We start from the raw sequence: 24,512 nt of genomic DNA, 5'->3' as shown, positions 1-24,512 counted from the left end.
CTCACCGAGCCCCTTTTTTGTTGGTCGAACCAGTTTTGCATCGATTGAACACTGACGTTGAAAAGATGGGATCAATGGATCTGGACCAGATTGTCGCTGACGCGCAAAAAGCCTTCGGGGAAGCCAACGACGTCACCACCCTCGAGAACGAGAAAGCCCGCTTTCTCGGCAAATCGGGTGCGCTGACCGAACTGTTGAAGGGCCTTGGCAAACTCGATCCCGAGACGCGCAAGACCGAAGGCGCGCGGATCAACGTCGTCAAGCAGCAGGTGGAAGCCGCCTTGACGGCCCGCCGTCAGGCGCTTGCCGACGCGCTCTTGAACCAGCGCCTCGCCGCTGAAGCCATTGACGTCACGTTGCCCGGCCGCGGCATCGGAGCAGGCAGCCTGCATCCGGTCATGCGCACGTGGGAACGCGTCGAACAGATTTTCCGTACCATTGGGTTCGACGTGGCCGACGGCCCCGAAATCGAAACCGACTGGTACAACTTCACCGCCTTGAACAGCCCGGAAAACCATCCGGCGCGTTCGATGCAGGACACCTTTTACGTCGACGGCAAGGATGCCGACGGCCGTCAGTTGCTGCTGCGCACGCACACGAGCCCGATGCAGGTACGCTACGCGCGCACCAACACGCCGCCGATCAAGGTGATCGTGCCGGGCCGCACCTACCGCGTGGACAGCGACGCGACACACTCGCCGATGTTCAATCAGGTCGAAGGCCTGTGGATCGACGAGAACATCAGCTTCGCCGACCTGAAGGGCGTCTACACCGACTTCCTCAAAAAATTCTTCGAGCGCGACGACATCCTCGTGCGCTTCCGTCCGTCGTACTTTCCGTTTACCGAACCGTCGGCCGAAATCGACATGCTGTTCGAAACGGGCAAGAACGCCGGCAAGTGGCTCGAAATCTCGGGGTCCGGCCAGGTTCACCCCACGGTGATCCGCAACATGGGCCTCGACCCGGAGCGGTACATCGGTTTCGCCTTCGGCAGCGGCCTCGAGCGGCTGGCCATGTTGCGCTACGGTGTGCAGGACCTGCGCCTGTTCTTTGAAAACGACCTGCGCTTCCTGCGGCAATTCGCTTAACGCTTCAAGCTGGGCGATGGCCGGCCAGGACGCTAAGGCGAGCTCGAAAGGCCGCCGCGCGGAATCTGGCGAGACGGGTCGCAGCAGCACGCAACAACGCGTAACGAGAGCGGCTGCGCACACTGCCGGATGCAGAAACATAGGCAGATGCGCGCCGCAAGCAGTGCCATCGGCAGGGCGCCTGGTTATCCAAGGCAACGGGTAACGCAAGCAGGGGCTCGCCGGACGTGGACTAACCTGATCAGAACGTACACAGAACCATGCAATTCCCGGAATCCTGGCTAAGAAGCTTTGTCGACCCGCAGATGACGACGGACGAGCTGTCGCACGCGCTGACGATGGCTGGACTCGAAGTCGAGGGCCTGCGGCCCGCTGCGCCGCCGACCAGGAAGATCGTTGTCGGCCGGGTTCTCGAGGTCGTCAAGCACCCGGACGCGGATAAGCTCAACGTGTGTCAGGTCGACGCCGGCACGGGCGCGACGCTCAACATCGTCTGCGGTGCACCGAATGTCGCGCCGGGCATCAAGGTGCCGGTCGCGCTGGTGGGCGCAGAACTGCCGCCGTCCGAAGAGGGCGGCGCACCGTTCGCCATCAAGCTCTCGAAGCTGCGCGGCGTGGAAAGCCAGGGCATGCTGTGCTCGGCACGTGAACTGAAGCTCTCGGACGATCATAGCGGCCTGATGATCCTGCCGGAAGATACGCCGATCGGCCAGGACATCCGCGAGACGCTCAACCTCGACGACACCGTCTTCGAAATCAAGCTGACGCCGAACAAGGCCGACTGCCTGTCGGTATTCGGCGTGGCGCGCGAAACGTCGGCCATCACCGGCGCACCTTTGCATGCGCTCGAGATCAAGCCGGCCGCCGTGACGCTGAACGAAACCTTGCCGGTGAAGATTTCGGCGCCGGATTTGTGCGGCCGTTTCTCGGGCCGCGTGATTCGTGGCGTGAATGCACGCGCGAAGTCGCCGAAGTGGATGGTCGAGCGTCTCGAGCGCTCGGGGCAGCGCAGCATTTCCGCGCTGGTCGACATCTCGAACTACGTGATGCTCGAACTGGGCCGGCCGTCGCACGTGTTCGACCTGGACAAGATCCACGGCAGCATGGACGTGCGCTGGGGCCGCAAGGGTGAAACGCTCAAGCTGCTGAACGGCAATACCGTCGAGCTCGACGAAACGGTGGGCGTGATCGCGGACGATCAGCATATCGAAAGTCTCGCGGGCATCATGGGCGGCGACAGCACGGCCGTGACGCTCGACACCACCCACATCTATCTGGAAGCCGCCTTCTGGTGGCCGGATAGCATTCGCGGCCGCTCGCGCAAATACAACTTCTCGACGGACGCAGGGCATCGCTTCGAGCGCGGGGTCGACTATGCGACCACCGTTGAACATATCGAACGCATCACGCAACTGATCCTCGATATCTGCGGCGGCGAAGCCGGCCCGGTGGACGACCAGATCGTCAACATACCGCAACGGGCGCCGGTGAAAATGCGCGTCGCGCGTGCGAACCGAATCATTGGCATCGAGATCGGTGCGGATGAGATCGCGCAGATCTTCACGCGCCTCGGTCTCACGTTCACGCAGGATGGCGAAGTGTTCTCCGTGACGCCGCCGTCGTACCGCTTCGACATCGAAATCGAAGAAGACCTGATCGAAGAAGTTGCGCGTATCTACGGCTTCGAAAAGATTCCGGCGCGTCCGCCGGTCGCCACGAGCGAGATGCGTGCGACCAACGAAACGCAGCGCACCCTCCACGATATCCGTCACGCGCTCGCCGCGCGCGACTATGCGGAGACGGTGAACTTCAGCTTCGTCGACGCGCAATGGGAGCAGGATTTCGCGGGCAACGACACGCCGGTGCGTCTGCTGAACCCGATCGCCAGCCAGCTTTCGGTGATGCGCACCACGCTGTTCGGCAGCCTGATCGAAGTACTGCGTACCAATCTGAGCCGTCGCGCGGCGGATCGCGTGCGTGTGTTCGAAGTGGGCCGCGTGTTCCTGCACGACGCCGCAATCAAGGCCGGGGAACTGCAGGTCGAAGGCTTCGCGCAGCCGAAGCTGTTCGGCGCGCTCGCTTATGGCCCGGCGCAAGAAGAACAATGGGGTGCGGCGACGCGCGTCGTCGACTACTTCGACGTCAAGGGCGATCTGGAAGCTTTGCTGTCGCCGGCGGTGGCGCGCTTTGTGAAAGCGGAGCATCCCGCGCTGCATCCGGGACGCAGCGCGCGTATTGAATTGAATGGCCGCGCTGTGGGCTGGATTGGCGAATTGCATCCGCGCTGGATGCAAAAATATGATTTGCCGCATGCACCGATTCTGTTTGAAATCGAGGCGGATGCATTAATTCAGCGTACATTGCCGGTACCGTCGGAAGTATCGAAATTTCCGCCGGTGCGCCGCGATATCGCGGTGGTCGTCGATCAGAAAATCGAGGTTCAGGCATTGCTGGACGAGCTGCAAAAGGCGCTTTCCGAAGACGCCTGCAAGACCGTCAGAAGGGTTGCGCTTTTCGACGAATTCCGTCCAAAATCAAACACTTCCGGTGGGTTGGCAGCGCATGAGAAAAGCCTTGCGTTCCGTGTGACCTTGCAAGATACTGGCGGGACCCTTCAGGACGAGACGGTCGATCTGGCCATTCAAACCCTGGTGGATCGTCTGGCTCGAGTATATGGCGCACGGTTGCGCGGATAACCCGCGGATACTCTTTAAGCGGCAGTTTTCGCATTCTCCGGTTCCTGGTTGGCGCGCCATTTGATAGATATGAATGAAATGAACTCGAGTGATTTCGAAGCCCTTCTTACGGCGCAGCGTAGCGCCATGATTCGCGATATTCCGACATCACCCGCAAACGCTTCGGCGGAAACGCCCACGCTCACCAAGGCCGAGCTCGCTGAGTTGCTGTTCGACAATGTCGGACTCAACAAGCGGGAAGCGAAGGACATGGTCGAGGCGTTCTTCGAGGTGATTCGCGACGCGTTGGAGAGCGGCGATAGCGTGAAGCTGTCTGGCTTCGGCAACTTTCAGTTGCGCGACAAGCCCCAGCGTCCAGGCCGCAATCCGAAGACGGGCGAGGCCATTCCGATTGCGGCTCGCCGCGTTGTGACGTTCCATGCAAGTCAAAAGCTGAAGGCGCTGGTCGAAACCGGCGCTGAGGCAAGCTTCGCGCGCTGATCGACCGGCGCGTTCCTGCGCAACTACCACGACGGCTAACTGACGATGACAGCGACGATCGAAAAAGTCGTCTTGCCTCCGATTCCGGCGAAGCGCTACTTCACCATAGGTGAGGTCAGCGAACTGTGCGGAGTGAAGCCGCATGTGTTGCGGTATTGGGAGCAGGAGTTCACGCAGTTGCGGCCGGTGAAGCGGCGTGGCAATCGCCGCTACTACCAGCATCATGAAGTGCTGCTGATCAGGCGGATTCGCGAGCTCCTGTACGAGCAGGGCTTCACGATCAACGGTGCGCGCAACCGGCTCGATTCGCACGGTGCGGTGCACGGTGGGCCGCCGGACGATGCGGGGGAGGAGGGCGAGGTTCTGGAGGCGCCGTCTGCAACCACGGCTACCGTCGATGTCGATCAGTTGCGCAAGGAACTGCTGCAGGTGATCGATCTGCTGGGCCGGTAGGGCCTTTCGCGGTTTTGTTGGCGACTGGCGGTTCTAATCGATTGAAGTGTCTGTTATAATTTTTAGCTGTTCGGGGCGTAGCGCAGCCTGGTAGCGTACCTGCATGGGGTGCAGGTGGTCGGAGGTTCAAATCCTCTCGCCCCGACCAAAGAAATCAAGGCCTTACAAGCAATGCTTGTGAGGCCTTTTTCATTTGGGGCGCATTTTGCGTCCAACGTTTGTCCTCACACGCTCGCCAACACCTGCCGATCGTCAATCCTCACAACCATGTCGTCCTTGAATGCGTTGTTCTCCCATGCTAACGATTGAGGGCAGGTCGCCTGATTCAGGTTCGTCGCATACCCTCTAGGATTTGTCAGCACCCGGGTACGGCCAATTCGGTAGTCGACCGAGTCGTGAACGTGCCCGTGTATGAAAATGTCCGCCAAAGGCAGGAGTGCGCTCAGATCGCTGACGAAGGCGGCATTGATCGGATTGCCTTTGAAGCGCGGGTGTACCGAGAGCGGCGCGACACCGTGGTGAGTCACAACCACCGTCTTACCCGAAAAAGGTATGGCGAGTTGATCGCGCAACCATCTCACCGACCGCTTATGCTCGACCAGGGCATGCTCCGGCGTGAACCATCCGCCGGCCTCAGTCGCGATTTCTGTGTAATCGTGCATGTATTCGAGAGCGGTCTCCATGCCTTGAACGGGTGAGTCGTACAAGTTGTAGTCAGTCCACAGACAGCAGCCCAAAAATCTCACGTTATCAATGACAAGTGCTTCGTTCTCCAGATAATTTACCGCCGTCCCCTTTGCACTTGCCCGGATTTTGCGCGGAAGATCCTCATAAGGCGTCCCGTAACTCTCGTGGTTTCCATGCACGTAAATGACGGGCACCGGCCAGTCGGCGAACATTTCTACGCCCTCACATCCCGTTGCGATGTCACCTGCAAGCACAAGCACATCCGCCTGTGCCGGCGTCACCGGTAGAAAGCCGGGGAAACGCCGCCTTAGCGATTCAAGATGCAGGTCTGAGGCAATTTGTATGCGCATATATGGCTTGAATGTTGGCACTGAACATGCGAGCATTTTAGATCGAGAATCCAGCACGCTCTACCGAACAAAGAAAGAATCCACAACACTTTCGTGCACCTATGCAAATCAAGTTGCAATCATAGGGATGGGATTCCACGAGGCGCCGTTTCATGCATCTTCGGCGCGCCGGTTGTCTATGGAGGAAAATTGAACGCAATCCCACTGGCACTCACCGTCACATCAGTGTTTCTCCATGCAGGCTGGAATCTACTCGGAAAGAAGCAGTCACCATCACTGGCCTTTTTTGTGTTTGCCGTTGGCAGCGGCGGTCTTTTGTTCTCACCAGTTCTCTTCTGGGGCTTACCCAATCTTTGGTATCTGCCCATCACCTTTTGGCTGCTCCTGATCGTCTCCGGATTCTTTCAGTTGATCTATCTCGGCGGACTCGCCTGGGCGTATTCCAATGGCGACATGAGCGTTCTATATCCATTCGTGCGAGGTCTGCCGGTTGCACTGGTTGCCGTCGTCGCCAATGCGGCGTTGGGTGGATCCACGCTTCACCCAGGCGTCTTCATCGGAATAGTGCTCGTAGTAGCGGGAACGTTTGTGCTTCCGCTGAACAACGTGCGCTCTTTGCGGCTCGCTACGTACCTCACGCCGGCTTTTGGCTTTGCGCTCCTGGCAGTGGCAGGCACTGTCGGATACTCGATTGCAGACAAGGCGGCCCTCGATCTTATGCGTCAGCACGGCTTCAATGCATTGACGGCAGGACTGACCTATACGGTTATTCAAGCCTATGCGATCGTGATCTGGGCGATCTTGCCGTTACGTTACATCGCGCGCGAACGTCGGGCCGTCGAAACCATCTGGGCAACGCAGCGTCAGAACGCGGTCCTGGCTGGTGTCGCGATGACGCTAACGTACGGCCTAGTTCTGATTGCCATGGCGACCGGCGCAGACGTTCGCCAGATCGTCGCACTGCGTCAGCTTTCCATACCCGTCGGGACTCTGTTTGGGATTCTTCTCCTTAAAGAAAGCGTTTCCGGGCCCAAGTTATTTGGCACTGCCGTCATGTTGTGCGGACTCGCCCAAATTGCCCTGATGTAGGCTTTCCTGTCACCGAACGAGTGCTGAGGCGCCGTGCATGAACATGAGGTATTCGTAGGGAGTCCTGCTGTTAGTCGAAGTAACTTTCCAGCTTGCTTTCTCTAACCGTATCAAGCGTCGCGCAGTGAATGCCGCCGCACTGAGTATGGGCATGACGCATCCGGGTCGGAATCACGGTGAATTTGTGCCGTTCCAGTTCGCGTATCAGGCGTGTCTGCCGCTCGTCGACTATCACGGTAGAGGGGTCGAGCGACAGCAGGTTCATGCCGATCCAGGGAGAGGACATCTGCCTTAGGTTGCTTTGGAAGCCAAGGCTCTCCAGTTGCATTGCCGCCGGTTCTCTGACGTGCTTGTGAAACTCCAACTCCGCCTGAGGAATCGGCTCCACTTCTTCAAAGTAGAGCTTGTCCCACGCTTTAAAGATTCCGGGACAATTGTGCTCATTCACGCGCGCGCTGTTGAGAAGTACCAAGCCGGGGCGAAGGCACATGACGGTCGAATCGATATGACCGGCGCGATAGATATCCGATGTTTCATGTACGGTGTACTCGTCACCCAGGACGGCGCGAAGCCAATTCAAGGCAAGGCGATTTCCCGAAGAAGATACGAGAAAGAGCAGGTCTTTCCCCATTCTCAAGACTGTTGCGGCCTCAAACAGGATCTCTTTTTCTGCGAGTCTATGAAGCGTCTCGAGCCGCCCGTCGGATAGTCGACGGTGTTTCACGTCCTCGTCCGTGATGGTTCGATCCACCCCATCTTTGAAGTACGGCAGCCTGGCCTCATAGTTGAGCAACGGCTTGGGCGCCGCAATCCACCGAAAGCCTTCTTCCAGATACCGATACCAGATGGGATAGAGCCCCGCGGTTTCGTACAATCGGCTACGACCATATGAGGGGCTTTCGACAACGGTGTTTCCCACGACCAGGTTAAGGTCGCGCACGTTGTACAGATTGTTGCTCGTTGTTGACCAAAACGGTGTGGCACATAGCGCTGAAAAATCGAAGGGCTCCGGGCGATGAACGACAACGCCAAACTGACGGAGAATCGAACTCAGATTATCCAGGTCTTCTGCCACTTCGTCGACGTACCACTGAGGGGAGGCCGCCTTCGCAATCGCAATCCCTTGATCGAAGAGCCGCTCCGGGATCGGTCCTGGCTTGCGCCAGGTTAGCGTACCGACGGTCCCGGTTGCGGTACCCACGACGGCTTCTTTCAACGCGTCCCATTCGTTGTGGCTATTGATCCTGGACATATTTCCTATCGCGAGTGTGATGGGCCAAAGGTTCCAGCAAGGAACACTATCGTCAGTGCTCGCAGGGTGGATGAACTCAATTGAACATTGCGCGTCCGACCAACCGGTTCGCAGAGTATGCCCACGTGATGTCCGGGGAGTAGGAACCCGCACTCGGGTAACTCGCCTTCATGCCACTGTGAGAGTAAAAACATCTCGCGCCCGATGTGTAGTACCACGCTGCCGTACCGATCTGTTTGAGGCGTTTTCCGCGTCATTGAGATGCCTCGGTGTGAGGGCTGCTCCACACGCTGTGAAACCACGCCTTAGGTTACGGCAGGCGATGCGAAGCAGCCTATCTGAAACATTGCGCGGTCCCGGCGGCTAGTCAATCGAAGTACGATTCCATCTTGCCTTTTCTTCGGGTATCCAGCGTCGTGCAGTGGAAGCCTCCCCCTAACATCCTGGAATGTCGCAACTTCATTGGAAGCACTTCGATCTTCTTGCTCTCCAGCAGCTTGATCAACGGAAGTTGATCGCGATCGACCATGACCAGATCCGGGCTCAGACTGAAAAGATTCATATCGATCCAGTTGCTGCCGATGCACTTCGACAAATAGTCGCTCTCGAATCTGTCTGCTCCGACCATCGGCGGGCTGAAAATCACCTCCCAATCGCGGAAAATGTCAGGAAGCATGTCCCGGTTAACACGTTCAGGATTGCAAAGCAAAAGACCCGGGCGAAGCGCGACGACTGACGTGTCGATGTGACTTCCGTAGTAGTTGAGCCGGCAGCAGTGTACCTTGAAGTCCTTCCCAAGGACTGTTTGAAGCCAGTGCGCGCCAAGATCGTTTCCCGTCGAGCTGATGAGATACAGGAGGTCTCTGCCGAATCGAATCACATTTGCCGCATCGAACACCGGCTCGTCGTTTCGCGGCACGGGCTTCTGGTGATCTACTTCGAATAACGAATCAAGTAGCATCGGCCTGGGCGCGCTAAACCAGCGTGAGCCGTCCTTGAGATACTCGAGAAGAATCTCCCGGTAGCTATATGTTTCTTGCGATCGCCCACGGATGGCGTTGGGTGTTTCGATGATCTGATCGCCAACGACCAAAAGAATGTCGCGCGGACAATAGTTGTAATATCCCTCGGTTTTCCAGAACGTGGTGGAAAATTCCCGCTCGTGATCCCAGGTCTGCGGACGCTTTACCGACACGCCAAGCTTGGTGAACACCTCCACCATCTCCCCAAGATCCTCTTCGGTTTCCTCAATGATCTGCTGAGGAAACGGACCTTGAGGGATTGAAGCAAACGGCTTGCCTGCGTACTCCGCTATGTGAGTGCTCTTGTCCCGGTAGGGGAATCGAGCGTTAAACGGATTTCCAACGATGACTTCTACAAGCGGATCCCACTCGTTGCAACTCCAGACTCCCGCCGGGACTGCCTCTTGCTGCGCCAATTGACCGGAATGATATTCAATTGTTTCGCTCATGTTCATCCTCGCTATAAGTTGAGAAGTACATTCTTCCGCTGGACATAGCCCATAAGGGCTTCGCGCCCTTTCAAGCTACCGTACCCCGCACGATTGAAGCCTCCGAAAGGTAACTCTGCTCCTCCAATCAAGGTCTGATTCGAGACGATATGTCCCGCACGTATCCGCTGTGCGGCGCGCATCATCCGCCCAAGATCTTTGGTGAACACACCACACATGAGACCGCTATGCCGCGGGCCGTTCGCGAGGCGATACGCCTCTTCTTCATCGCGAAACTTCAGGACGGACATGACGGGTCCCCACACTTCCTCTTGCGCCGCTCTCATGGACGGATCGACGTCACGCAAGACGGTGGGTTTCATGAAAAAGCCAGCTCGCTTCAATCGCTCGCCGCCGGCCACACATTTCGCGCCGTTGAGCTTGGCATCGGCAACGATTTCCAAAACCTTCTGAAGCTGCTCGTTGCTGTCCATGGAGCCCATGTAGGGGCGGAAGTCTCCGCTCTCGATTCCCGGGCCTACCTCGAGCGACTCGGCAAGCGCCACCGCTCCATCGATGAGCTCCTCGTACCGCGACTCGTGGACGATGACGCGGTACACGCCGCAACAGAACTGTCCCGCGTTCCAATATGAGCCCATCCTCGCTTCGAAGATGAAGGCGTCGAGATCGCCGTCCTCAAAGAAGAGCGTTGGGGATGTCCCGCCCACTTCCACGATGCTTGGGACGATGTTTCTGGCCGATTGCGAAAGAACCTCCGTCGCGCAATGTTGCTGGCCTATAAACACAAGATGATTGATGTCCGGATGGGTCGATAGAGCCACGCCTGCATCTTCACGGCGGCCACATAAAATATTGACTGCGCCAGGGGGAAAGCCAACCGCCTCGGCGGCCCGTGCGAGCCAGATAGTCGAAATGGGCGCGAGCTCGGAGGTCTTCATGACGCAGGCATTCCCCGTCGCAAGGGCGACCGACAGGGCGCGCGCGGGGATGTAGATAGGGTAGTGAGACGGCATAAATTGAGCCGACACGCCCAAGGGTTCGTACACGGTGAAATCGAAGCGGGTGTCGTCGCAAGGAACGGATCGTCCTTCCAGCGATTCGGCCATCGAACCGAAGTATTCAAACAGGCGGATTGCAAGTTTGATTTCGGCTTCAGATTCGAAAAGCGGTTTTCCCTGCTCCAACGTGATCGACCGCTTGACGGATTCCATGTTGTCGCTGAGGTACTTGCCGATACCCCGGACCATGCGGCCGCGATCCATGGGGTGTAGCTTCGCGAGCTGTCCGGAGCGGTGAACTCTGTGTGCGGCCTGAACGGCCCGGTCCACATCGGCTGCGTCCGCTAGCGCGTGTTCGGCAAGGACATCTCCCGTGGCGGGATTCTTGACAGCAATACGTCCGGCTCCACCATTGCAATACGCTCCGTCGATAAAGTTCGGCCAATAGGACTCGTCTGATCTATCGTCAATAGTCGTTGTCATCGGAATGAAAAGTGGTGGATTAGCCGAACGTAGGGACTCTATGGTCTAGGCGGGAAAATTGTCGAGAGAAGATCGGTACGGGTCAGCGAGGCGCTTCAACTGCTCGCTGAATGCCTGAGACAGTCTGTCGGTCTCCGCGCTGTCCCGGGCGATGACGGTAGCGCCAACCTTTGAGAACCGCTGCACGCTACTCAGCATATGGACGAAAACACCGGATCTCGAACGGTGCTGATAGTCCAGCCCAGACTTCTTTAGGTCATCTAAGATGAATGAAGGAGCGACGAGATGCAACTGGGGGTCGGAAAAGAACTCCGAGGCGCAATACACGGTCTCGCCAGCAGGACAGGTTAGCTTGCCCGTGTCCGCCGAATAGGCAGCATCGGTGAGCCACCGCGTCCAGTAATAGGGGTGAGTCGTGGCGCCTTTTCGGGCGTTAATCTCCATGCCCCACAGGATCCACGGCTCGTCCGGCGTGTCTTTTGTCGCGAGAAAGTCGACCGATACGATACCTCTTGCGCCCTTTTTGCTGGCGGCCTCCGACACGCGATATCCAATCCGGATCAAATCCACACGATAACTCTCGTCTGCCGGAAAACGCGATCCGGAATAGGCCAGACCACTCAGCACCTGGTCGTGAGTGGCGAGATTCCGCACGCTTCCGTCGGTCAGAATCTCCATCTTCACGCTCGGACACGCCTTGATGGGCGCAGAAATGAATTCCTCGACCGTTGCGCCCTGGGAGGAAAGGGCTTGCAGGAATTCGTCAACCGGAATGCTCTTCGGTACTTTGATGAGGTCCAGAAACGCATCGAACGGCTGAGATATCGATTCGCGACCCACAATGGCAATTCCTTTTCCGGCCTCTTCGCAATTTAGCTTGATGAGGTACTCATCGGCGCCACTTTGCTCTGCTACCCGCCTTAGGGCAGCCCATGCCTCCTGCGGGCTGCTCACGTGCTCTTCGCCACGCGGAATTCTCAACCCGATCTCTCTGAACAGATCTCGGGCATTCGACTTGTTGTCGAACTGAAGCGCGCCTTCAGGAAGTCCGTAGTAGGGACAATCCAGTAAAGCCGCCAACTGTATTTCTTCTGGCGAGACGAGCCAAAAGTCGATGATGGGATTGATGGCGCGTCGAACTTTTGCCCGCAAATTTTCGAGCACGTCGGGCTGCCTCAAAATCGCCCTCGACAGGTGTTCGTCACCGTGGGTCGACACCCTGACCACCTCAAACCGCTCGCGCAGCGAAGCGCGGTCTATTCCTCTCGCAGACGCGACATGGTCTACGCAGTAGTCGATAAATGCGTCATCAACTGCATCGGCGAGCACGGCAACGAAGCGCGTTTTGATGTGGGTGAGGCACGCAAGGTAGTATAAGTTTCGTTCTTCGAAGCAGTTTAGTCCGATCAGGTACTTCTTCGTCAGGCCGTCAAAGCTAATGCTCGGAATGAAGACGATCGTACGGTCGCCGTCGTATTCCAGATCAAGAATGTCATTGGCAAAACGCTTCATCTTTGCGGTCCGTCGAGAGTAGGTTTTATCGCGTGCCGTAACGCCGTAACGAACATCGCTACCTCGCGGTCTGCAACACGTCGTTATGGAACGCGCTAGAGGTGTAGAAGTCGTAGTACGGATCGAGAAGCGCAAGGTCTCTCAGTGCGATCCAGTTCAGGAATTCAGCTGCAAAGCGAGGCGAGATGGTTCTCATGGCGGTCTCGGGGGGCTGGTGGTCCCAGTCCCCCTCTTTGTATGGCGGCAGGCCAGCGGTCTTCGCCGTGAACGCGCCGTCCAGGAGTTCGCTGGTTCGAAGCTCGCGCTGCATATCGGTGGCGACGATGCCGGGATGTACCAGGGCAACCTTGACGGGTCGATCGGACAGACTGAACTCGCGTGTCTGGACCTGCGCGAGCCGCTCGAGCGCCGATTTTGTCGCGCTGTATAGCCCAAGACCTGCAAACGTGAGAGCAGGGAGAGGGCGCGCCAGGGATGACGTCACGTAAATGACGCGCGAACCTGTTTCGTCAAATCGCTTGAGGCGACCGATAAGAGAACTGAGTGCAATCGGGGCTAGCGCATTGATGTGAAAGGCCCTGTCGAAGTTCTCCGGCAAAGCTTCGGTCTTCGTGAGCCAACCCAAGTCCAGGGTGGCCGCGCACGATATGAAGGTTCTCACTGTATGAGAGGGATGTTCCGCTAGCCACTGGTCCAGACAGTCGGTGGTTTGCGAAACATCGACAAAGTCGCAACCGAGATGGAAGAGTTGGTGTTGAGCACCTTTGGTAACTTCAGGCTCGATAGCAGAGCGCGAGAGGTTTAGAACATCCATTTGTTCAAGCAACAGTCGCAACAGATCCCGGCCTATGCCGCGGCTCCCACCAGTGAGAATGGCTAAAGGGGTCTTTTGCATCAACAGTTCTCCGGTACGAGATATGCTCGCGGTGGCATCTCACCATCGCGGTCCGCACGTATGAGCCGCGATCGGTCGCGGGTCCACACGCTCGCAGGATTCGACAAGCAGGCTGGAAAGCGCTCGACGTGGGAACCCCGGGCCAGACGAATCCGCTGGCCCGGGAAACCGATATCAAACCAGTTCGATACTCTTTTGAATGTCGTCGCTGAGCTGCCCGGGAATGTCAACGCACCTGGGATGTGCGGAGATCGACTCAGCGCTCCACCAGGGGTTCTTCGCCGCAATCGATATCAGGTCGCGGCCCTCGACGTCGCTCTGCACGCCAAGGAAGAAAGCGACGTAGACCATGAAGAAGTGCGTTGTATAGAATTTCTTGAAAAAGCCGTCCTGATCGATATCTATCTGGACGATCTCAATGTTCTTGTTTTGCGGAATGCTTTTATCGCCGAACAGCTTATGAAGTGTCGCCACTTTCGACTTTGTGTATTCGTCGTCCTCGCTATCGAGGAAAACGACGATTGCTTGCTTCTCCGAGGGGTTCGAATAGGCGGCGACTTCGGTATGGGAAAACTCATGCAGCAAGTTGCGATGCGAGGGCACCATCGCAATTTCGTTGAAGAACATGGTTGTTTGCTTCAGAAGCTGTACATACCACTTCGCCGTGGCAAGAAACGCGATGCGGCTTCCCGAAAGCTTGCTGGCGATCGCCCTGGCCTTCTCGATGTACGCGCTGTCGAAGGTGGTGTGCAGATAGCTTACGGCCTCTTTGAGCTCGCTTTCGTAAGCCGTCTTTGTGATGCCTAGCTTGTGGAACAGGTCGAGAAAAATCGAAAAAAACTGCTGGACATGGTAGAGCGGATATTCGCGGTCTGCATGCCGGAGCTTGTACTGAATGACGGAGCCGCCGTCCTCTTGTGCGAGCTTCTGGATCTTGCCGCCGCCGGTTAAAACGATCAGATTCTTGTTGCCCGTGAGCGCTTTCATCCGATCGTAAAACAGACACGGCTCCACAGACCACCCGCTGTAGCAGACGATGAAGATAAGCGTCGCCGGATCTTTCAGTACATTTTTGCTGATGAACCAATCGGTATCGTAGTCGTTGACGACGTCAACCGTGATGGGGACTTCGTGCGTCAGAAAGAAGCCTTTCACGATGTCTGAAACGACCGACGAACACCCCATGCCATAGAAGACGATCCTCTTGAAGGTGCCGTCTTCGATTCGCCGCCTGAGGTCGGGGTTGAGACCCTCCAGGGTGTACTCATGGCCCCAGAGGGTGCTCTCAAACAACGGCGACCCGAGGAACGGGGCGAGGCGGGCAATACGAGGTTGCATGTTCCTGGCTTCGAGACTCATTTCAACTCCATGGTTAGATTGGCGATGAATACGAACTTCGCTACCTGTCGAGGCGAAACTCGACTCGCTTAGGCCGGAGCCGGTCTGCCGGTTGCTACCAACAACAACATCAGATGGGTCGCCGCAACGAAGAGACGACGACGCTTCCCTCACTTTGCTTCGCATGCAAAGTAAGAAGTTAGGGCGATCCGTTCGTGCCCGGATAACGAATACAGGTCACCGGCTCGACCGAGCTATACATGCGATCTGAATGCACACCGACGCTGACTTAACCTAACCAAAGAGGCGGTGGGACAGTCTCCAGATGGGCTGCGACCGTACGGGAGAAGGGTATGCGTTGAGCACTATATGACTCCTCGTGTGTCGCATGTTCGTGTGCATTTTTGTTTGCGTGCGTGTACGATATGTCATCACATACAATAAGTAAACCGAAGCAATCGCATTTACCCAGCTTGCATAATGAAAATAATATGTAGGATGACTAAGATGTTTAATTGTTAAAGATCGGGTAATGAATGGTAAGAGATGGTGAATCCTTAAAAGCGTTGATCCAGAGACTAGCAGGCGGTGAATTGATCTGGACCTTGACAAGGTGAACATCCAAGGAGAAGACGACGTGGTTGCTGCCTATCCGGAATGCTACGAACGTTACGAATCAGAGGCGCGAAGCTATTGCAGGGCGTTTCCTTTCGAAATCTCCTCGGCGGAAAACGCCACGCTTTGCCTGTCGACGGGGGAGACATTCATAGACTTCCTGTCCGCCGCGGGGTCGTTGAACTACGGTCACAATGACCCGGACATGAAGAAGGCACTTCTTCAATATATCGAAAGCAATGGCGTAGCGAGTTCGCTCGACCTCCATACGAGCGCCAAGACGTCGTTCATCGAGAGCCTGGTGAGCAAAATCTTTGCTCCCCGGCAGCTCGACTACAAGATCCAATTTACCGGCCCTACCGGCGCTAACGCCGTGGAGGCGGCGTTGAAATTGGCAAGGAACGTTACGGGGCGGTCTAACGTGATCGCGTTCACGAATGGGTTTCATGGCGTTTCCCTGGGAGCGTTGGCGGCCACGGGAAACCGAGACAATCGTCGAGGTGGCGGCGTTGAACTTAACGGTGTAACGAGGCTCCCATACGATGGCTATCTGGACGGTGTCGACACGTTAGATCTCGCGGAACGAATGCTCCGCGACCCCTCCGGTGGAATCGACTCCCCGGCTGCTTTTATCGTAGAGACGGTTCAAGGAGAGGGAGGGCTCAATGTGGCTTCGTCCAACTGGCTGCGCAGACTCCGGGCTTTAGCCACCAGTCTGGACGCCTTGCTGATCGTGGACGACATACAGGCGGGCTGTGGGAGGACAGGAGCCTTCTTTAGCTTCGAACCCTCGGAAATTGTTCCCGACATCGTTGTGCTGGCGAAATCAATCTCGGGATTCGGCCTGCCCCTCTCACTGGTTTTGATGCGCCCTCAATACGACGTTTGGCGCCCGGGTGAGCACAATGGGACGTTTCGCGGAAACAATCACGCGTTTGTCACCGGGCGGGTCGCGATAGACAAGTTCTGGTCTGGTGGACAATTCGCCTCGGAGATTGCGACGCGGGCGCAACTCATTCAGACCCGCTTAAGGGCGCTCGGCGCCGCTACGGGATGGGTTCCTCTCGGGCGGGGCATGATGCAAGGTCTCCGCTGTCCGAGTGGCCTCATGGCGGAAGAGATTCGCAAGCGCTGCATCCGTAACGGACTGCTGTTGGAGCGGTGCGGCCCACATGATGAGACATTGAAGTTGATGCCTCCGCTGACAATCGAAACCTCACTTCTTGACGATGGACTGACGCGCTTTTCCGATGCGGTGCTTGAGGTAGCCGCATAGGCACATTCACTCACAGCCGTCGCCGGTTACGGTCTCTCTCAGGTCCGCTGCGACTACGTACGAGTACTCCCGAAAGCAGGGCCCGCGAATTCGGGGGTCCTGTGAACAGCGCGCTTTGCTCACGTCATTTTATCGTCGCGTTTTGCTCACCCCGATCTGAGGCGGATGTAACAATGACTCAATATATGCTGTTTGGCGAAGGGAATTCTAAAGAGCAGGCGTTTTGCGAGCAGTGTTGGAGACACAGTTCGGATGATGGTCTGCTGTGCTGCATCACCGGGAGCAATCTCTATCTGGAATCGTCACCGCATACGGTGCGCGTGCGTACCGTCTCCGACGCGATCGAGGTGGCATCGCGTCATGGCGTCGAGACTGTCGTTCTGCTCAGTCTGGAGCAACTCGAGGCGGGGAATTACGAGGCTTTCCAGCATGCGGGGTTCCGGGTGTTCGGGTTGCCGGAGGCAACGATCTCGTTGGAGAACAGCAAGGTCAGGGCCAAGGCGTTTATGAAGCGCCACGGCGTCGCTTCCGCGGCCAGTGCTTCATTCCGCGACTCGTCAGAAGCAAGGCAGTATTTAATCGACAACTGGGGCGGTCGACGATTCGTTGTCAAGGCAGACTGCTATCTAAGTGACATCAAATACAGTTGCTGTGTACCGGATTCTTTGCCGGAAGCACTGGCTGCGACTCAGTCCATTTTTGACCATCTCGAGGAGATCGGTGCCCCGCATGAGGTCGTCATCGAAGAGCGCCTTGAGGGCCGCGAATTTTCTCTGCACCTTCTGGTGGATGGGGCAAGCTATCAGGCGTTGCCGATGGTGAGAGACTACAAGCGAATATTTAAGGGCGATCGTGGGCCGAACACTGCGGGGATTGGGTCGGTGGCTGTTGCGAAAGAGTGGGACAGCACGTTACTCGATCAAATCAAGTCGAGAATTATCGAGCCGACAATGCGAGGTTTCCGGCAAGAGGGAATCGACTACCGATACATTCTTTACATCGGCGTCATGGTGACCGATGCTGGGCCGGTGGCGCTTGAGTACAACGTACGACCCGGAAATCCGGAGTTCCCGACGTTGCTGGCGTTATTGAAATCCAACGCGCTGGTTCTGGTGTCAGCCGTACTCGATCAAAAATTAAGCGAGCTGGTTTTGGAGTGGGAGCATGACGAGCCCTATAGCGTGGCGGTCACGACAACCGCACCCGGTTACCCTTTCTCCGATGAGGGGGTCGGGGAAACAATCTTTGGACTAGGTTCCGTGGAAAGCGAGGTTTGGCCTCTAGCCGAAAATATCGGTGCTAACCCGCTTCCGACCGTGGCCTCCGGCCGAGTGTTGACGATAGTAGGGCGAGGTCGCTCATTCGCAGAGGCACGGACGCGAGTCTATCGCAACATAGGCAAAGTTCAGTACAACGGACTCTACTGTCGGCGCGATATCGGCGAGCTGTCCGTTCTGGAGTGAAGGGCGGGGGAGTGAGGCGAAGAAGTGCTGTTCGCCTCACTGGTGGCGTTATCGGAAATCTGCCCGGTTAGCGGAACGACACTTGCGAAGTGCTCGATCCGGTCTATCCAGGCATCCTCTCCTGAACAGTTGTAACCCGAACGACGTCGATCAGGCGGTTTAGTTGCTTGGTGATCTGATCGATGATTTCATCCGAGCCGATTGATGTGATCGTCATATCGGATAGCGTCGCATCCTCTTCGGTCGGGGCCACCGTCAAGGTTTCAATGTTGTACCCGCGAGCGGAGAACAGACCGACCACACGCGAGAGCGCGCCCGGTTCGTTTTCCAGCAGGACGGAAATAATGTGTCTCATGTTTCGCTTCTTCCAGATGTGTGATGTATGCGAGCCGGCTGGCGCCGCTTCGTCCGCCTACGCTTTTTTTGAAAGCGCGCATGACGAAGCCAACGCAAAACCGTCGTTACAGATCTTCCGAACCGAGCAGCATCTCCGTGATGCCCTTGCCGGCCTGAACCATCGGCCAGACGTTTTCGGTCGGATCGGTCTGAAAGTCGAGAAACACCGTGCGATCCTTCAGGCGCAGCGCTTCTTTCAGCGCCGGCTCGACATCCGCCGTCTTCTCGATGCGCATGCCGACGTGGCCGTAAGCCTCGGCGAGCTTCACGAAATCCGGCAGCGCATCCATGTACGAATGCGAATAGCGCTTGCTGTATTCGATCTGCTGCCACTGGCGCACCATGCCCAGATAGCGGTTGTTCAGCGAAATGATCTTGATCGGCGTTTCGTACTGCTTGCAGGTCGAGAGCTCCTGGATGCACATCTGGATCGAGCCTTCGCCCGTGATGCAGAGCACGTCGTCGTCCGGGTGCGCCATCTTCACGCCCATCGCCGCCGGCAGGCCGAAACCCATCGTGCCGAGACCGCCGGAGTTGATCCAGCGGCGCGGCTTGTTGAAGCGATAGAACTGCGCCGCCCACATCTGGTGCTGGCCGACGTCCGAACACACGAAGGCATTGCCGTCGGTCAGTTCGTACGCCTTTTCCACCACGTACTGCGGCTTGATGATGTCGCTCTTGCGGTCGAACTTCAGGCAGTCTTTGGCGCGCCAGGCTTCGATGTCCTTCCACCAGTCGGCGAGCGCCGCGGTGTCCGGGCCATGCTCGGCCGTCTGCAACTGCTCGATCAGCTCCTTCAGCACTTCCTTGACGTCGCCGACGATCGGAATGTCGACCTTGACGCGCTTGGAAATGGAGGAAGGATCGATGTCGATGTGGATGATCTTGCGCGGCACCGACGAGAAATGCGCCGGGTCGCCGATCACGCGGTCGTCAAAACGCGCACCGATGGCGATCAGCACGTCGCAGTGCTGCATGGCCATGTTGGCTTCGTACGTACCGTGCATGCCGAGCATGCCGAGGAATTTCCTGTCGCTCGCGCGATAGCCGCCCAGCCCCATCAGCGTATTCGTGACGGGGTAGCCGAGCAGATCGGCGAACTGGTTCAGCTCGCGCGCCGCATCCGCGAGGATGATGCCGCCGCCGGTGTAGATATACGGACGCCTGGCCGACAAGATGAGATCGACTGCCTTGCGGATCTGGCCGGAATGACCCTTCGTGACCGGGTTGTACGAACGCAGCGAAACGCTCTTCAACGGCTCGTACTGGCAAGACGTCTTCGACACATCACGCGGAATGTCGATCAGCACCGGACCAGGCCGGCCAGTACGCGCGATGTGGAAGGCCTTCTTGACGGTAGCGGCGAGATCGCGCACGTCTTTCACGAGGAAGTTGTGCTTTACGCAGGGACGCGTAATGCCAATGGCGTCGCACTCTTGAAATGCGTCCTGTCCGATTGCCGCGATAGATACCTGTCCGCTAATGATGACTAGCGGAATAGAGTCCATATAGGCTGTTGCGATACCGGTTATCGCATTGGTGACACCGGGGCCGGAGGTCACAAGACACACGCCGACCTTACCCGTTGAGCGCGCATAGGCATCCGCGGCATGAACCGCACCTTGTTCGTGGCGCACAAGAATGTGCTCTATCTCGCTCTGCTTGTAGAGCTCGTCATAAATGTAGAGGACCGTTCCTCCCGGATAGCCCCATATGCACGCGACATTTTCATCTGCCAATGCGCGTATGAGCACGGTGGCGCCGATAGAGTCAGTTTCGCGATGGGAAGTCGTATCCGACGTGGAGAATTCCGCGCTGGGCATATTCATCATTCACCTTTCGAATTTTCGGCAAAAAATTGATCGGGTGCTCTCTGCCGGGCTTGTGGCTCGGGTTCAAGCGGCGCGTCCAGTGCTTTGGCGAAGCTTGTTAAGTTCGCCTTGTAAAGGACCATCACTGATGGTGGAATGGTTTATCCTACGGATGTATAGCTGTAGGGTCAAGCAGCGCACATGTTCAAGACGCGATCCGCTTGAGATCCGACTTGTCGGCCCGGAGCGTCATCACAGTTGGGTAGAAGCGATCGCGATTCATATTGAATATTTTGTGAAAGCGGGCTTCGCTAACGGGCAGCGGCGACCTTCCACGTTCATTGGCCGAGCTTTATTGAAAGCGATTAAAAGACTGAAAAAATGCAGATTGCAAAGTCAACGTCATCTCCGAGCGTGGTCACGGTCTCTCTTCTTTGCGCGTTATCTGTTCTTCCGTTAAGCATATTTCTACCGTCGTTGCCGGGCATCAGTAGCGACCTGCATGTGGATTACGGGGTGATGAGCCTTTCACTTGCAGGGTACGCTGGACTATCGGCGATTCTCGAGTTGTTGATGGGGCCGCTATCCGACCGCTACGGTCGCCGCCCGATCATTTTGCTGAGCCTCGCGTTGTTCACTATCGGCTCAATTGGCTGCGCGTTGTCGAGCAGCATCTGGTCGTTCCTTGCGTTCCGGTTGGTCCAGGCTGCCGTGACGTCCAGCTACCCGGTCTCGATAGCAGCGGTCCGCGACGCTTTTGGGAAGGAAACGGCGGCAAGCAAAATCGGTTATGCGTCGATGGCTGCCGCGCTTGCGCCCATGTTGGGTCCTGCTGTGGGAGGCTCCCTCGACGGGATGTTCGGCTGGCGGGCAATTTTTTGGGTGCTGACGTCGGCTGGCGCGATGTTGTTTGTGTATTGCTGGATCAATCTGGAAGAGACGAACGTAGACATTTCCAGGTCGGCAAAAGATCAGTTCAGTGCGTATCCAATACTTTTGCGTTCTGCGCGTTTTTGGAGTTACGCTGCCTGCCTCGCATGTTCAACCGGCGCGTTTTACGCGTTCCTTGTTGGTGTTCCGCTGACCGCAAAAGTATTGCTGAATCTGTCGCCGGCGGCGCTTGGCGGATACATCGGTACCATCACCCTGGGATTCATGGTGGGGAGCTTCTTGTCCGGACGTTACTCGCGCCGACTGTCGCTTCCGAGAACGATTGTCCTCGGCCGGTTTCTGGCATGCATCGGACCACTGACCAGTTTGGGGTTCTGGTTTTTTGGCGCCTCGCAAGCCTTCTGGATTCTCGCGCCTTGTGTGCTGGTAGGCGTCGGCAATGGATTGTCGGGTCCATGTGCCAATGCCGGAGCGGTTTCGGTTCATCCTCGATTGGTTGGAAGCGCTTCTGGTCTGGCAGGGTGCATGACGATAGCGGGCGGTTTCCTGTTTTCGTCTGCAACGGGATTTGTTGTGACCGACCACAACGCCGCGTATTCCCCGTTTGGAATGATGTTGCTCGCGTGTCTGCTTTCGTTGCTGGCGGCTGTGACCGTTTATTATCTGGAAGCACGCCGCTCGGGTCAGGAGTCGTAGTCCTTGTACCGTCCGCTGGCTGCGCGATCATCCTGCTCACGAATAAAAAGGCCGGTTTGAACCGGCCAATGGTTTCGGTCATTCCCATCAGGCCACGTCGTTCAGCGCATATATAACCCACCATTCAAATCCCAACACGCTCCGTTGGCAAAGTAGGCATCGGGCGCCGCCAGCAGCAACGCGGCTTCGGCGACAAACGCAGCCGAGCCCAAACGTCCAACGGGAATGTTCTCGATGATCTCGCTGAGCTTGCGCGCAGGCACACTCTCATGCACGACAGGCAGGTCTAGCGGACCGGGCGCGATCGCATTCACGGTCACGCCGCGGGCCGCCAACTCGCGAGCGAAGACCTTGGTCAACGTGATGACGCCGCCCTTCGCCGCCGCATAGTGAGCGCCGGTGGCCGAACCACCGTTCTGTCCCGCGAGCGATGCTAGTTGACGATACGTCCCACGCCGCGCCCGGCGAAATATTCCCCGAAAACCTGGCAGCCGAACAGCACGCTGCGCAGGTTGACGTCGATGGCCCGATCGAACTGCTCCGCAGTGATCTCCATCACGGGCACGACCTCAGATGCGCCTGCGTTGTTCACCAGAACGTCGACATGGCCCCAGCGCGTGACCAGCGCATCACACGCCGCCTCGAAAGCGGCTTTCGATGTGACATCGAGGTTCAATGCGCACGCGCTGCTGCCATCGGCGCTGAGTTGTGCAGACAATGCTTCCGCTGCATCGATCGCAAGATCGGCAAGCGCGACGCGGTAGCCCGCGTCATGAAAACGCGCCGCAATAGCCGCGCCGAGCCCGCGCGCTGCTCCGGTAACGAGTACGACTCTTGTGGACATGTGCAAACGCTCTCTGCGCAAGCATGCGCTCGCCCGCGGCGCATGAGATTAGATGAATTATGTGCCGAGCGCAGCTTCGAAGCGCGCTGCGATCGCGCACACCCGTTCGTCGGCACCTTTGCGTCCGACGATCTGCAAGCCGGCTTTCAGCGATGAACCGGCAACCGGTATCGGCAAGCTGAGCGCCGGATGACCGCTCAGATTGAATGGGCGAATCAGCGACGACATCGCGATGACCGATGTCCCGTTGCGCGCCGCCTCGACAGTGATGGGCAGGGCAGGCAGAGTGGGCATGACGAGCACGTCGACGTCGGCGAGGGCGTGCTCGACTGCCGCCGTGAAACGACGGCGTACCTGCTCGGCCGCCTCCAGTTGCGCGGACGTCGTCGCGGCGGCGAGGCGCAAACGGGCTTCGAGATCGGCGCCGAGCTGACCCGTTGCCACCAGGTGCCCGAATGCACGCGAGGTTTCCGCGTTGATCACCGCGAGTCCCGCTTCGAACGCGTCGTAGAGAAGTGCAAGTTCGATGGACCGCGCGCCGACATCCGCCAGATTGATTGCATGCTGCACCGCCGCGCGTATGCCGGATTCGGCTTCGATCGATACGCATGCGACCTTGATCGGCGTGCGCCATTCGCCTGCTGCATCGGTATCGAACATGGGCTCGATCCCTGCCATCGCCGCGATAAGCGTCCGCATGTCGCGTGCAAAGGGGCCGACGCAATCGAGCGACGATTCGCGAGGCGCGACGCCGGTCCGCGACACCCGCCCGAACGTCGGCTTGAGCCCGATCACTCCGCAACAGGCGGCCGGTCCGCGGATCGATCCTCCGGTATCGGTGCCGAGTGCTGCGTCCACGAGATGGAGGCCCACCGCCGACGCCGAGCCGCTAGATGAGCCGCCTGGAATGCGTGTCACGTCTTGCGGATTGGGCGGCGTGCCGGTGAAATCGTTGATACCTGTCATGCCGAACGCGAGTTCATGCATATTCGCCTTGCCGACGATATGCCAGCCCGCATCGAGCGCGTGTTGCACCACCTCGGCATGGCGTGCCGCAGGTGGCGCATCGGCGAGCGCCCGGCTTGCCGCGGTGGTGGGATAACCGGCTATGTCGATCGTATCCTTGATCGCCATGGTCGGCGCGCCGTTGGTGTCGTTAGAACATAAGGATAGCTGACGGATAATAGCTGTCATGGTGTCGTGCCGTTTCGAGGGTTGACGTGCCAAGGGGCATCGAACAGACGCTCGGTGCGAAAGTGCTGGATGAGCCACTCGCCACCATCGCGCGCGGGCGAGAAATCCGCTTCGAGGCGCGCGGAGATCAGTTGCGGCTGAGCGTCGACATAGGCGGAAGCCTGCAGCATCACCCAGCGTCCCTTGGCCGACGCGCCTGTCACTTCGATAGTTTCTGCCGTCAGGAAGTGCACGTTGGTGGTGAAGTGCGGGGTGGGCGGAAGATAGCGCTGCAGCATCGCAACGATTTCTGCGCGCCCTTGCAAGCGGCCGAATTTTTGCGCGTATTGCGACCCGATACCTTCCCAGATCGCGTCATCCGCGAACAGTGCCGCGAGTGACTCACCGTCGCAGGCGGCTGACGGCACATCGCATAGCGCCATATAGCGAGTAATCGTTTTGCGCACCGCGCGTTCGGCTTCGAGCGCCACAATGCGCGCCTGAAGTGCTTCCAGCATTGCGCTGTGCCCAAGGTTATCGTCCTGAGTCATACAG

Annotated in this window: 18 protein-coding genes, 1 tRNA gene and 2 pseudogenes; 9 read left to right on the top strand and 12 right to left on the bottom strand. The window is 57.7% G+C overall.

Annotated features, from left to right (window positions below; translation table 11 throughout):
- The first annotated feature begins 74 nt into the window (after positions 1 to 74).
- The 5 genes from pheS to BUS12_RS25135 all read left to right on the top strand — a co-directional run bounded on the left by pheS (position 75) and on the right by BUS12_RS25135 (position 4,865).
- Positions 75 to 1,088 carry a phenylalanine--tRNA ligase subunit alpha gene (gene pheS / locus BUS12_RS25155; RefSeq protein WP_074300149.1) on the top strand — a complete coding sequence of 338 codons (1,014 nt, stop codon included), beginning with the start codon at positions 75 to 77 and terminating at the stop codon, positions 1,086 to 1,088.
- Between the two features lie 260 nt (positions 1,089 to 1,348).
- The gene (gene pheT, locus BUS12_RS25150; protein ID WP_074300148.1) at positions 1,349 to 3,784 is read left to right on the top strand and encodes a phenylalanine--tRNA ligase subunit beta; all 2,436 of its coding nucleotides are present in this window, start codon (positions 1,349 to 1,351) and stop codon (positions 3,782 to 3,784) included.
- A 69-nt stretch (positions 3,785 to 3,853) separates the two neighbouring features.
- Positions 3,854 to 4,264 carry an integration host factor subunit alpha gene (locus BUS12_RS25145; RefSeq protein WP_074300147.1) on the top strand — a complete coding sequence of 137 codons (411 nt, stop codon included), beginning with the start codon at positions 3,854 to 3,856 and terminating at the stop codon, positions 4,262 to 4,264.
- A gap of 45 nt (positions 4,265 to 4,309) precedes the next feature.
- A complete protein-coding gene (locus BUS12_RS25140; RefSeq protein WP_074300146.1) occupies positions 4,310 to 4,717 on the top strand; it encodes a MerR family transcriptional regulator in 408 nt (135 codons plus the stop codon).
- A 71-nt stretch (positions 4,718 to 4,788) separates the two neighbouring features.
- Positions 4,789 to 4,865: transfer RNA gene (locus BUS12_RS25135), tRNA-Pro, on the top strand.
- A gap of 76 nt (positions 4,866 to 4,941) precedes the next feature.
- On the opposite strand, the gene BUS12_RS25130 is transcribed toward BUS12_RS25135, so the two are convergent.
- Positions 4,942 to 5,790 (bottom strand): metallophosphoesterase, encoded by an 849-nt coding sequence (locus BUS12_RS25130; RefSeq protein WP_253190208.1) that lies wholly within the window; start codon positions 5,788 to 5,790, stop codon positions 4,942 to 4,944.
- A 153-nt stretch (positions 5,791 to 5,943) separates the two neighbouring features.
- On the opposite strand from BUS12_RS25130, the gene BUS12_RS25125 reads away from it, so the two are divergent.
- The gene (locus BUS12_RS25125; RefSeq protein WP_074300144.1) at positions 5,944 to 6,843 is read left to right on the top strand and encodes an EamA family transporter; all 900 of its coding nucleotides are present in this window, start codon (positions 5,944 to 5,946) and stop codon (positions 6,841 to 6,843) included.
- A 70-nt stretch (positions 6,844 to 6,913) separates the two neighbouring features.
- Here the strand turns inward: BUS12_RS25125 and BUS12_RS25120 are convergent, their stop codons facing one another.
- The 6 genes from BUS12_RS25120 to BUS12_RS25095 all read right to left on the bottom strand — a co-directional run bounded on the left by BUS12_RS25120 (position 6,914) and on the right by BUS12_RS25095 (position 14,813).
- Positions 6,914 to 8,095, bottom strand: coding sequence for a hypothetical protein (locus BUS12_RS25120; protein WP_074300143.1), 1,182 nt, complete (start codon positions 8,093 to 8,095; stop codon positions 6,914 to 6,916).
- 367 nt (positions 8,096 to 8,462) lie between these two features.
- Positions 8,463 to 9,566 carry an inosamine-phosphate amidinotransferase 1 gene (locus BUS12_RS25115; RefSeq protein ID WP_074301695.1) on the bottom strand — a complete coding sequence of 368 codons (1,104 nt, stop codon included), beginning with the start codon at positions 9,564 to 9,566 and terminating at the stop codon, positions 8,463 to 8,465.
- An 11-nt stretch (positions 9,567 to 9,577) separates the two neighbouring features.
- Positions 9,578 to 11,047 carry an aldehyde dehydrogenase family protein gene (locus tag BUS12_RS25110; protein WP_074300142.1) on the bottom strand — a complete coding sequence of 490 codons (1,470 nt, stop codon included), beginning with the start codon at positions 11,045 to 11,047 and terminating at the stop codon, positions 9,578 to 9,580.
- A gap of 45 nt (positions 11,048 to 11,092) precedes the next feature.
- Positions 11,093 to 12,559 (bottom strand): peptide ligase PGM1-related protein, encoded by a 1,467-nt coding sequence (locus tag BUS12_RS25105; protein ID WP_074300141.1) that lies wholly within the window; start codon positions 12,557 to 12,559, stop codon positions 11,093 to 11,095.
- Between the two features lie 58 nt (positions 12,560 to 12,617).
- A complete protein-coding gene (locus BUS12_RS25100; RefSeq protein ID WP_074300140.1) occupies positions 12,618 to 13,454 on the bottom strand; it encodes an SDR family oxidoreductase in 837 nt (278 codons plus the stop codon).
- Positions 13,455 to 13,628: 174 nt separating this feature from the next.
- Positions 13,629 to 14,813, bottom strand: coding sequence for an SIS domain-containing protein (locus BUS12_RS25095; RefSeq protein ID WP_074300139.1), 1,185 nt, complete (start codon positions 14,811 to 14,813; stop codon positions 13,629 to 13,631).
- Between the two features lie 592 nt (positions 14,814 to 15,405).
- On the opposite strand from BUS12_RS25095, the gene ectB reads away from it, so the two are divergent.
- Positions 15,406 to 16,683 (top strand): diaminobutyrate--2-oxoglutarate transaminase, encoded by a 1,278-nt coding sequence (gene ectB / locus BUS12_RS25090; protein ID WP_253190207.1) that lies wholly within the window; start codon positions 15,406 to 15,408, stop codon positions 16,681 to 16,683.
- Positions 16,684 to 16,856: 173 nt separating this feature from the next.
- Positions 16,857 to 18,146, top strand: a complete 1,290-nt coding sequence (locus BUS12_RS25085; RefSeq protein ID WP_074300137.1) for a phosphoribosylamine--glycine ligase — start codon at positions 16,857 to 16,859, stop codon at positions 18,144 to 18,146.
- Between the two features lie 118 nt (positions 18,147 to 18,264).
- On the opposite strand, the pseudogene ilvN reads toward BUS12_RS25085, so the two are convergent.
- Both ilvN and BUS12_RS25075 read right to left on the bottom strand, forming a co-directional pair.
- Positions 18,265 to 18,501 (bottom strand): annotated as a pseudogene (gene ilvN / locus BUS12_RS25080) (acetolactate synthase small subunit); the annotation flags it as partial.
- A gap of 106 nt (positions 18,502 to 18,607) precedes the next feature.
- The gene (locus tag BUS12_RS25075; RefSeq protein WP_074301694.1) at positions 18,608 to 20,371 is read right to left on the bottom strand and encodes an acetolactate synthase 3 catalytic subunit; all 1,764 of its coding nucleotides are present in this window, start codon (positions 20,369 to 20,371) and stop codon (positions 18,608 to 18,610) included.
- 363 nt (positions 20,372 to 20,734) lie between these two features.
- Between BUS12_RS25075 and BUS12_RS25070 the strand changes: the two genes are divergently transcribed.
- Entirely contained in the window at positions 20,735 to 21,940 is a 1,206-nt protein-coding gene (locus tag BUS12_RS25070; protein WP_074300136.1) for a multidrug effflux MFS transporter, read from the top strand.
- A 101-nt stretch (positions 21,941 to 22,041) separates the two neighbouring features.
- On the opposite strand, the pseudogene BUS12_RS25065 reads toward BUS12_RS25070, so the two are convergent.
- The 3 genes and pseudogenes from BUS12_RS25065 to BUS12_RS25055 all read right to left on the bottom strand — a co-directional run bounded on the left by BUS12_RS25065 (position 22,042) and on the right by BUS12_RS25055 (position 24,508).
- Positions 22,042 to 22,784, bottom strand: a pseudogene (locus BUS12_RS25065) (SDR family NAD(P)-dependent oxidoreductase).
- A gap of 57 nt (positions 22,785 to 22,841) precedes the next feature.
- Positions 22,842 to 23,978, bottom strand: coding sequence for an amidase (locus tag BUS12_RS25060; RefSeq protein WP_074300135.1), 1,137 nt, complete (start codon positions 23,976 to 23,978; stop codon positions 22,842 to 22,844).
- Positions 23,975 to 24,508 carry a nuclear transport factor 2 family protein gene (locus BUS12_RS25055; RefSeq protein ID WP_074300134.1) on the bottom strand — a complete coding sequence of 178 codons (534 nt, stop codon included), beginning with the start codon at positions 24,506 to 24,508 and terminating at the stop codon, positions 23,975 to 23,977. The genes BUS12_RS25060 and BUS12_RS25055 overlap by 4 nt, the downstream gene beginning before the upstream one ends.
- Between the last annotated feature and the right edge of the window lie 4 nt (positions 24,509 to 24,512).

Source organism: Paraburkholderia phenazinium (genome assembly GCF_900142845.1).
Lineage (GTDB): Bacteria > Pseudomonadota > Gammaproteobacteria > Burkholderiales > Burkholderiaceae > Paraburkholderia > Paraburkholderia phenazinium_A.
The sequence above is the reverse complement of the archived record's forward strand: the minus strand, read 5'-3'. Positions and strand labels throughout refer to the sequence as shown.

Coding starts and splice junctions, on each gene's coding strand:
- pheS (WP_074300149.1), top strand. CDS start 75: ATGGATCTGGACCAGATTGTCGCTGACGCGCAAAAAGCCTTCGGGGAA.
- pheT (WP_074300148.1), top strand. CDS start 1,349: ATGCAATTCCCGGAATCCTGGCTAAGAAGCTTTGTCGACCCGCAGATG.
- BUS12_RS25145 (WP_074300147.1), top strand. CDS start 3,854: ATGAATGAAATGAACTCGAGTGATTTCGAAGCCCTTCTTACGGCGCAG.
- BUS12_RS25140 (WP_074300146.1), top strand. CDS start 4,310: ATGACAGCGACGATCGAAAAAGTCGTCTTGCCTCCGATTCCGGCGAAG.
- BUS12_RS25130 (WP_253190208.1), bottom strand. CDS start 5,790: ATGCTCGCATGTTCAGTGCCAACATTCAAGCCATATATGCGCATACAA.
- BUS12_RS25120 (WP_074300143.1), bottom strand. CDS start 8,095: ATGTCCAGGATCAATAGCCACAACGAATGGGACGCGTTGAAAGAAGCC.
- BUS12_RS25115 (WP_074301695.1), bottom strand. CDS start 9,566: ATGAGCGAAACAATTGAATATCATTCCGGTCAATTGGCGCAGCAAGAG.
- BUS12_RS25110 (WP_074300142.1), bottom strand. CDS start 11,047: ATGACAACGACTATTGACGATAGATCAGACGAGTCCTATTGGCCGAAC.
- BUS12_RS25105 (WP_074300141.1), bottom strand. CDS start 12,559: ATGAAGCGTTTTGCCAATGACATTCTTGATCTGGAATACGACGGCGAC.
- BUS12_RS25100 (WP_074300140.1), bottom strand. CDS start 13,454: ATGCAAAAGACCCCTTTAGCCATTCTCACTGGTGGGAGCCGCGGCATA.
- BUS12_RS25095 (WP_074300139.1), bottom strand. CDS start 14,813: ATGAGTCTCGAAGCCAGGAACATGCAACCTCGTATTGCCCGCCTCGCC.
- BUS12_RS25085 (WP_074300137.1), top strand. CDS start 16,857: ATGACTCAATATATGCTGTTTGGCGAAGGGAATTCTAAAGAGCAGGCG.
- BUS12_RS25075 (WP_074301694.1), bottom strand. CDS start 20,371: ATGAATATGCCCAGCGCGGAATTCTCCACGTCGGATACGACTTCCCAT.
- BUS12_RS25070 (WP_074300136.1), top strand. CDS start 20,735: ATGCAGATTGCAAAGTCAACGTCATCTCCGAGCGTGGTCACGGTCTCT.
- BUS12_RS25060 (WP_074300135.1), bottom strand. CDS start 23,978: ATGACAGCTATTATCCGTCAGCTATCCTTATGTTCTAACGACACCAAC.
- BUS12_RS25055 (WP_074300134.1), bottom strand. CDS start 24,508: ATGACTCAGGACGATAACCTTGGGCACAGCGCAATGCTGGAAGCACTT.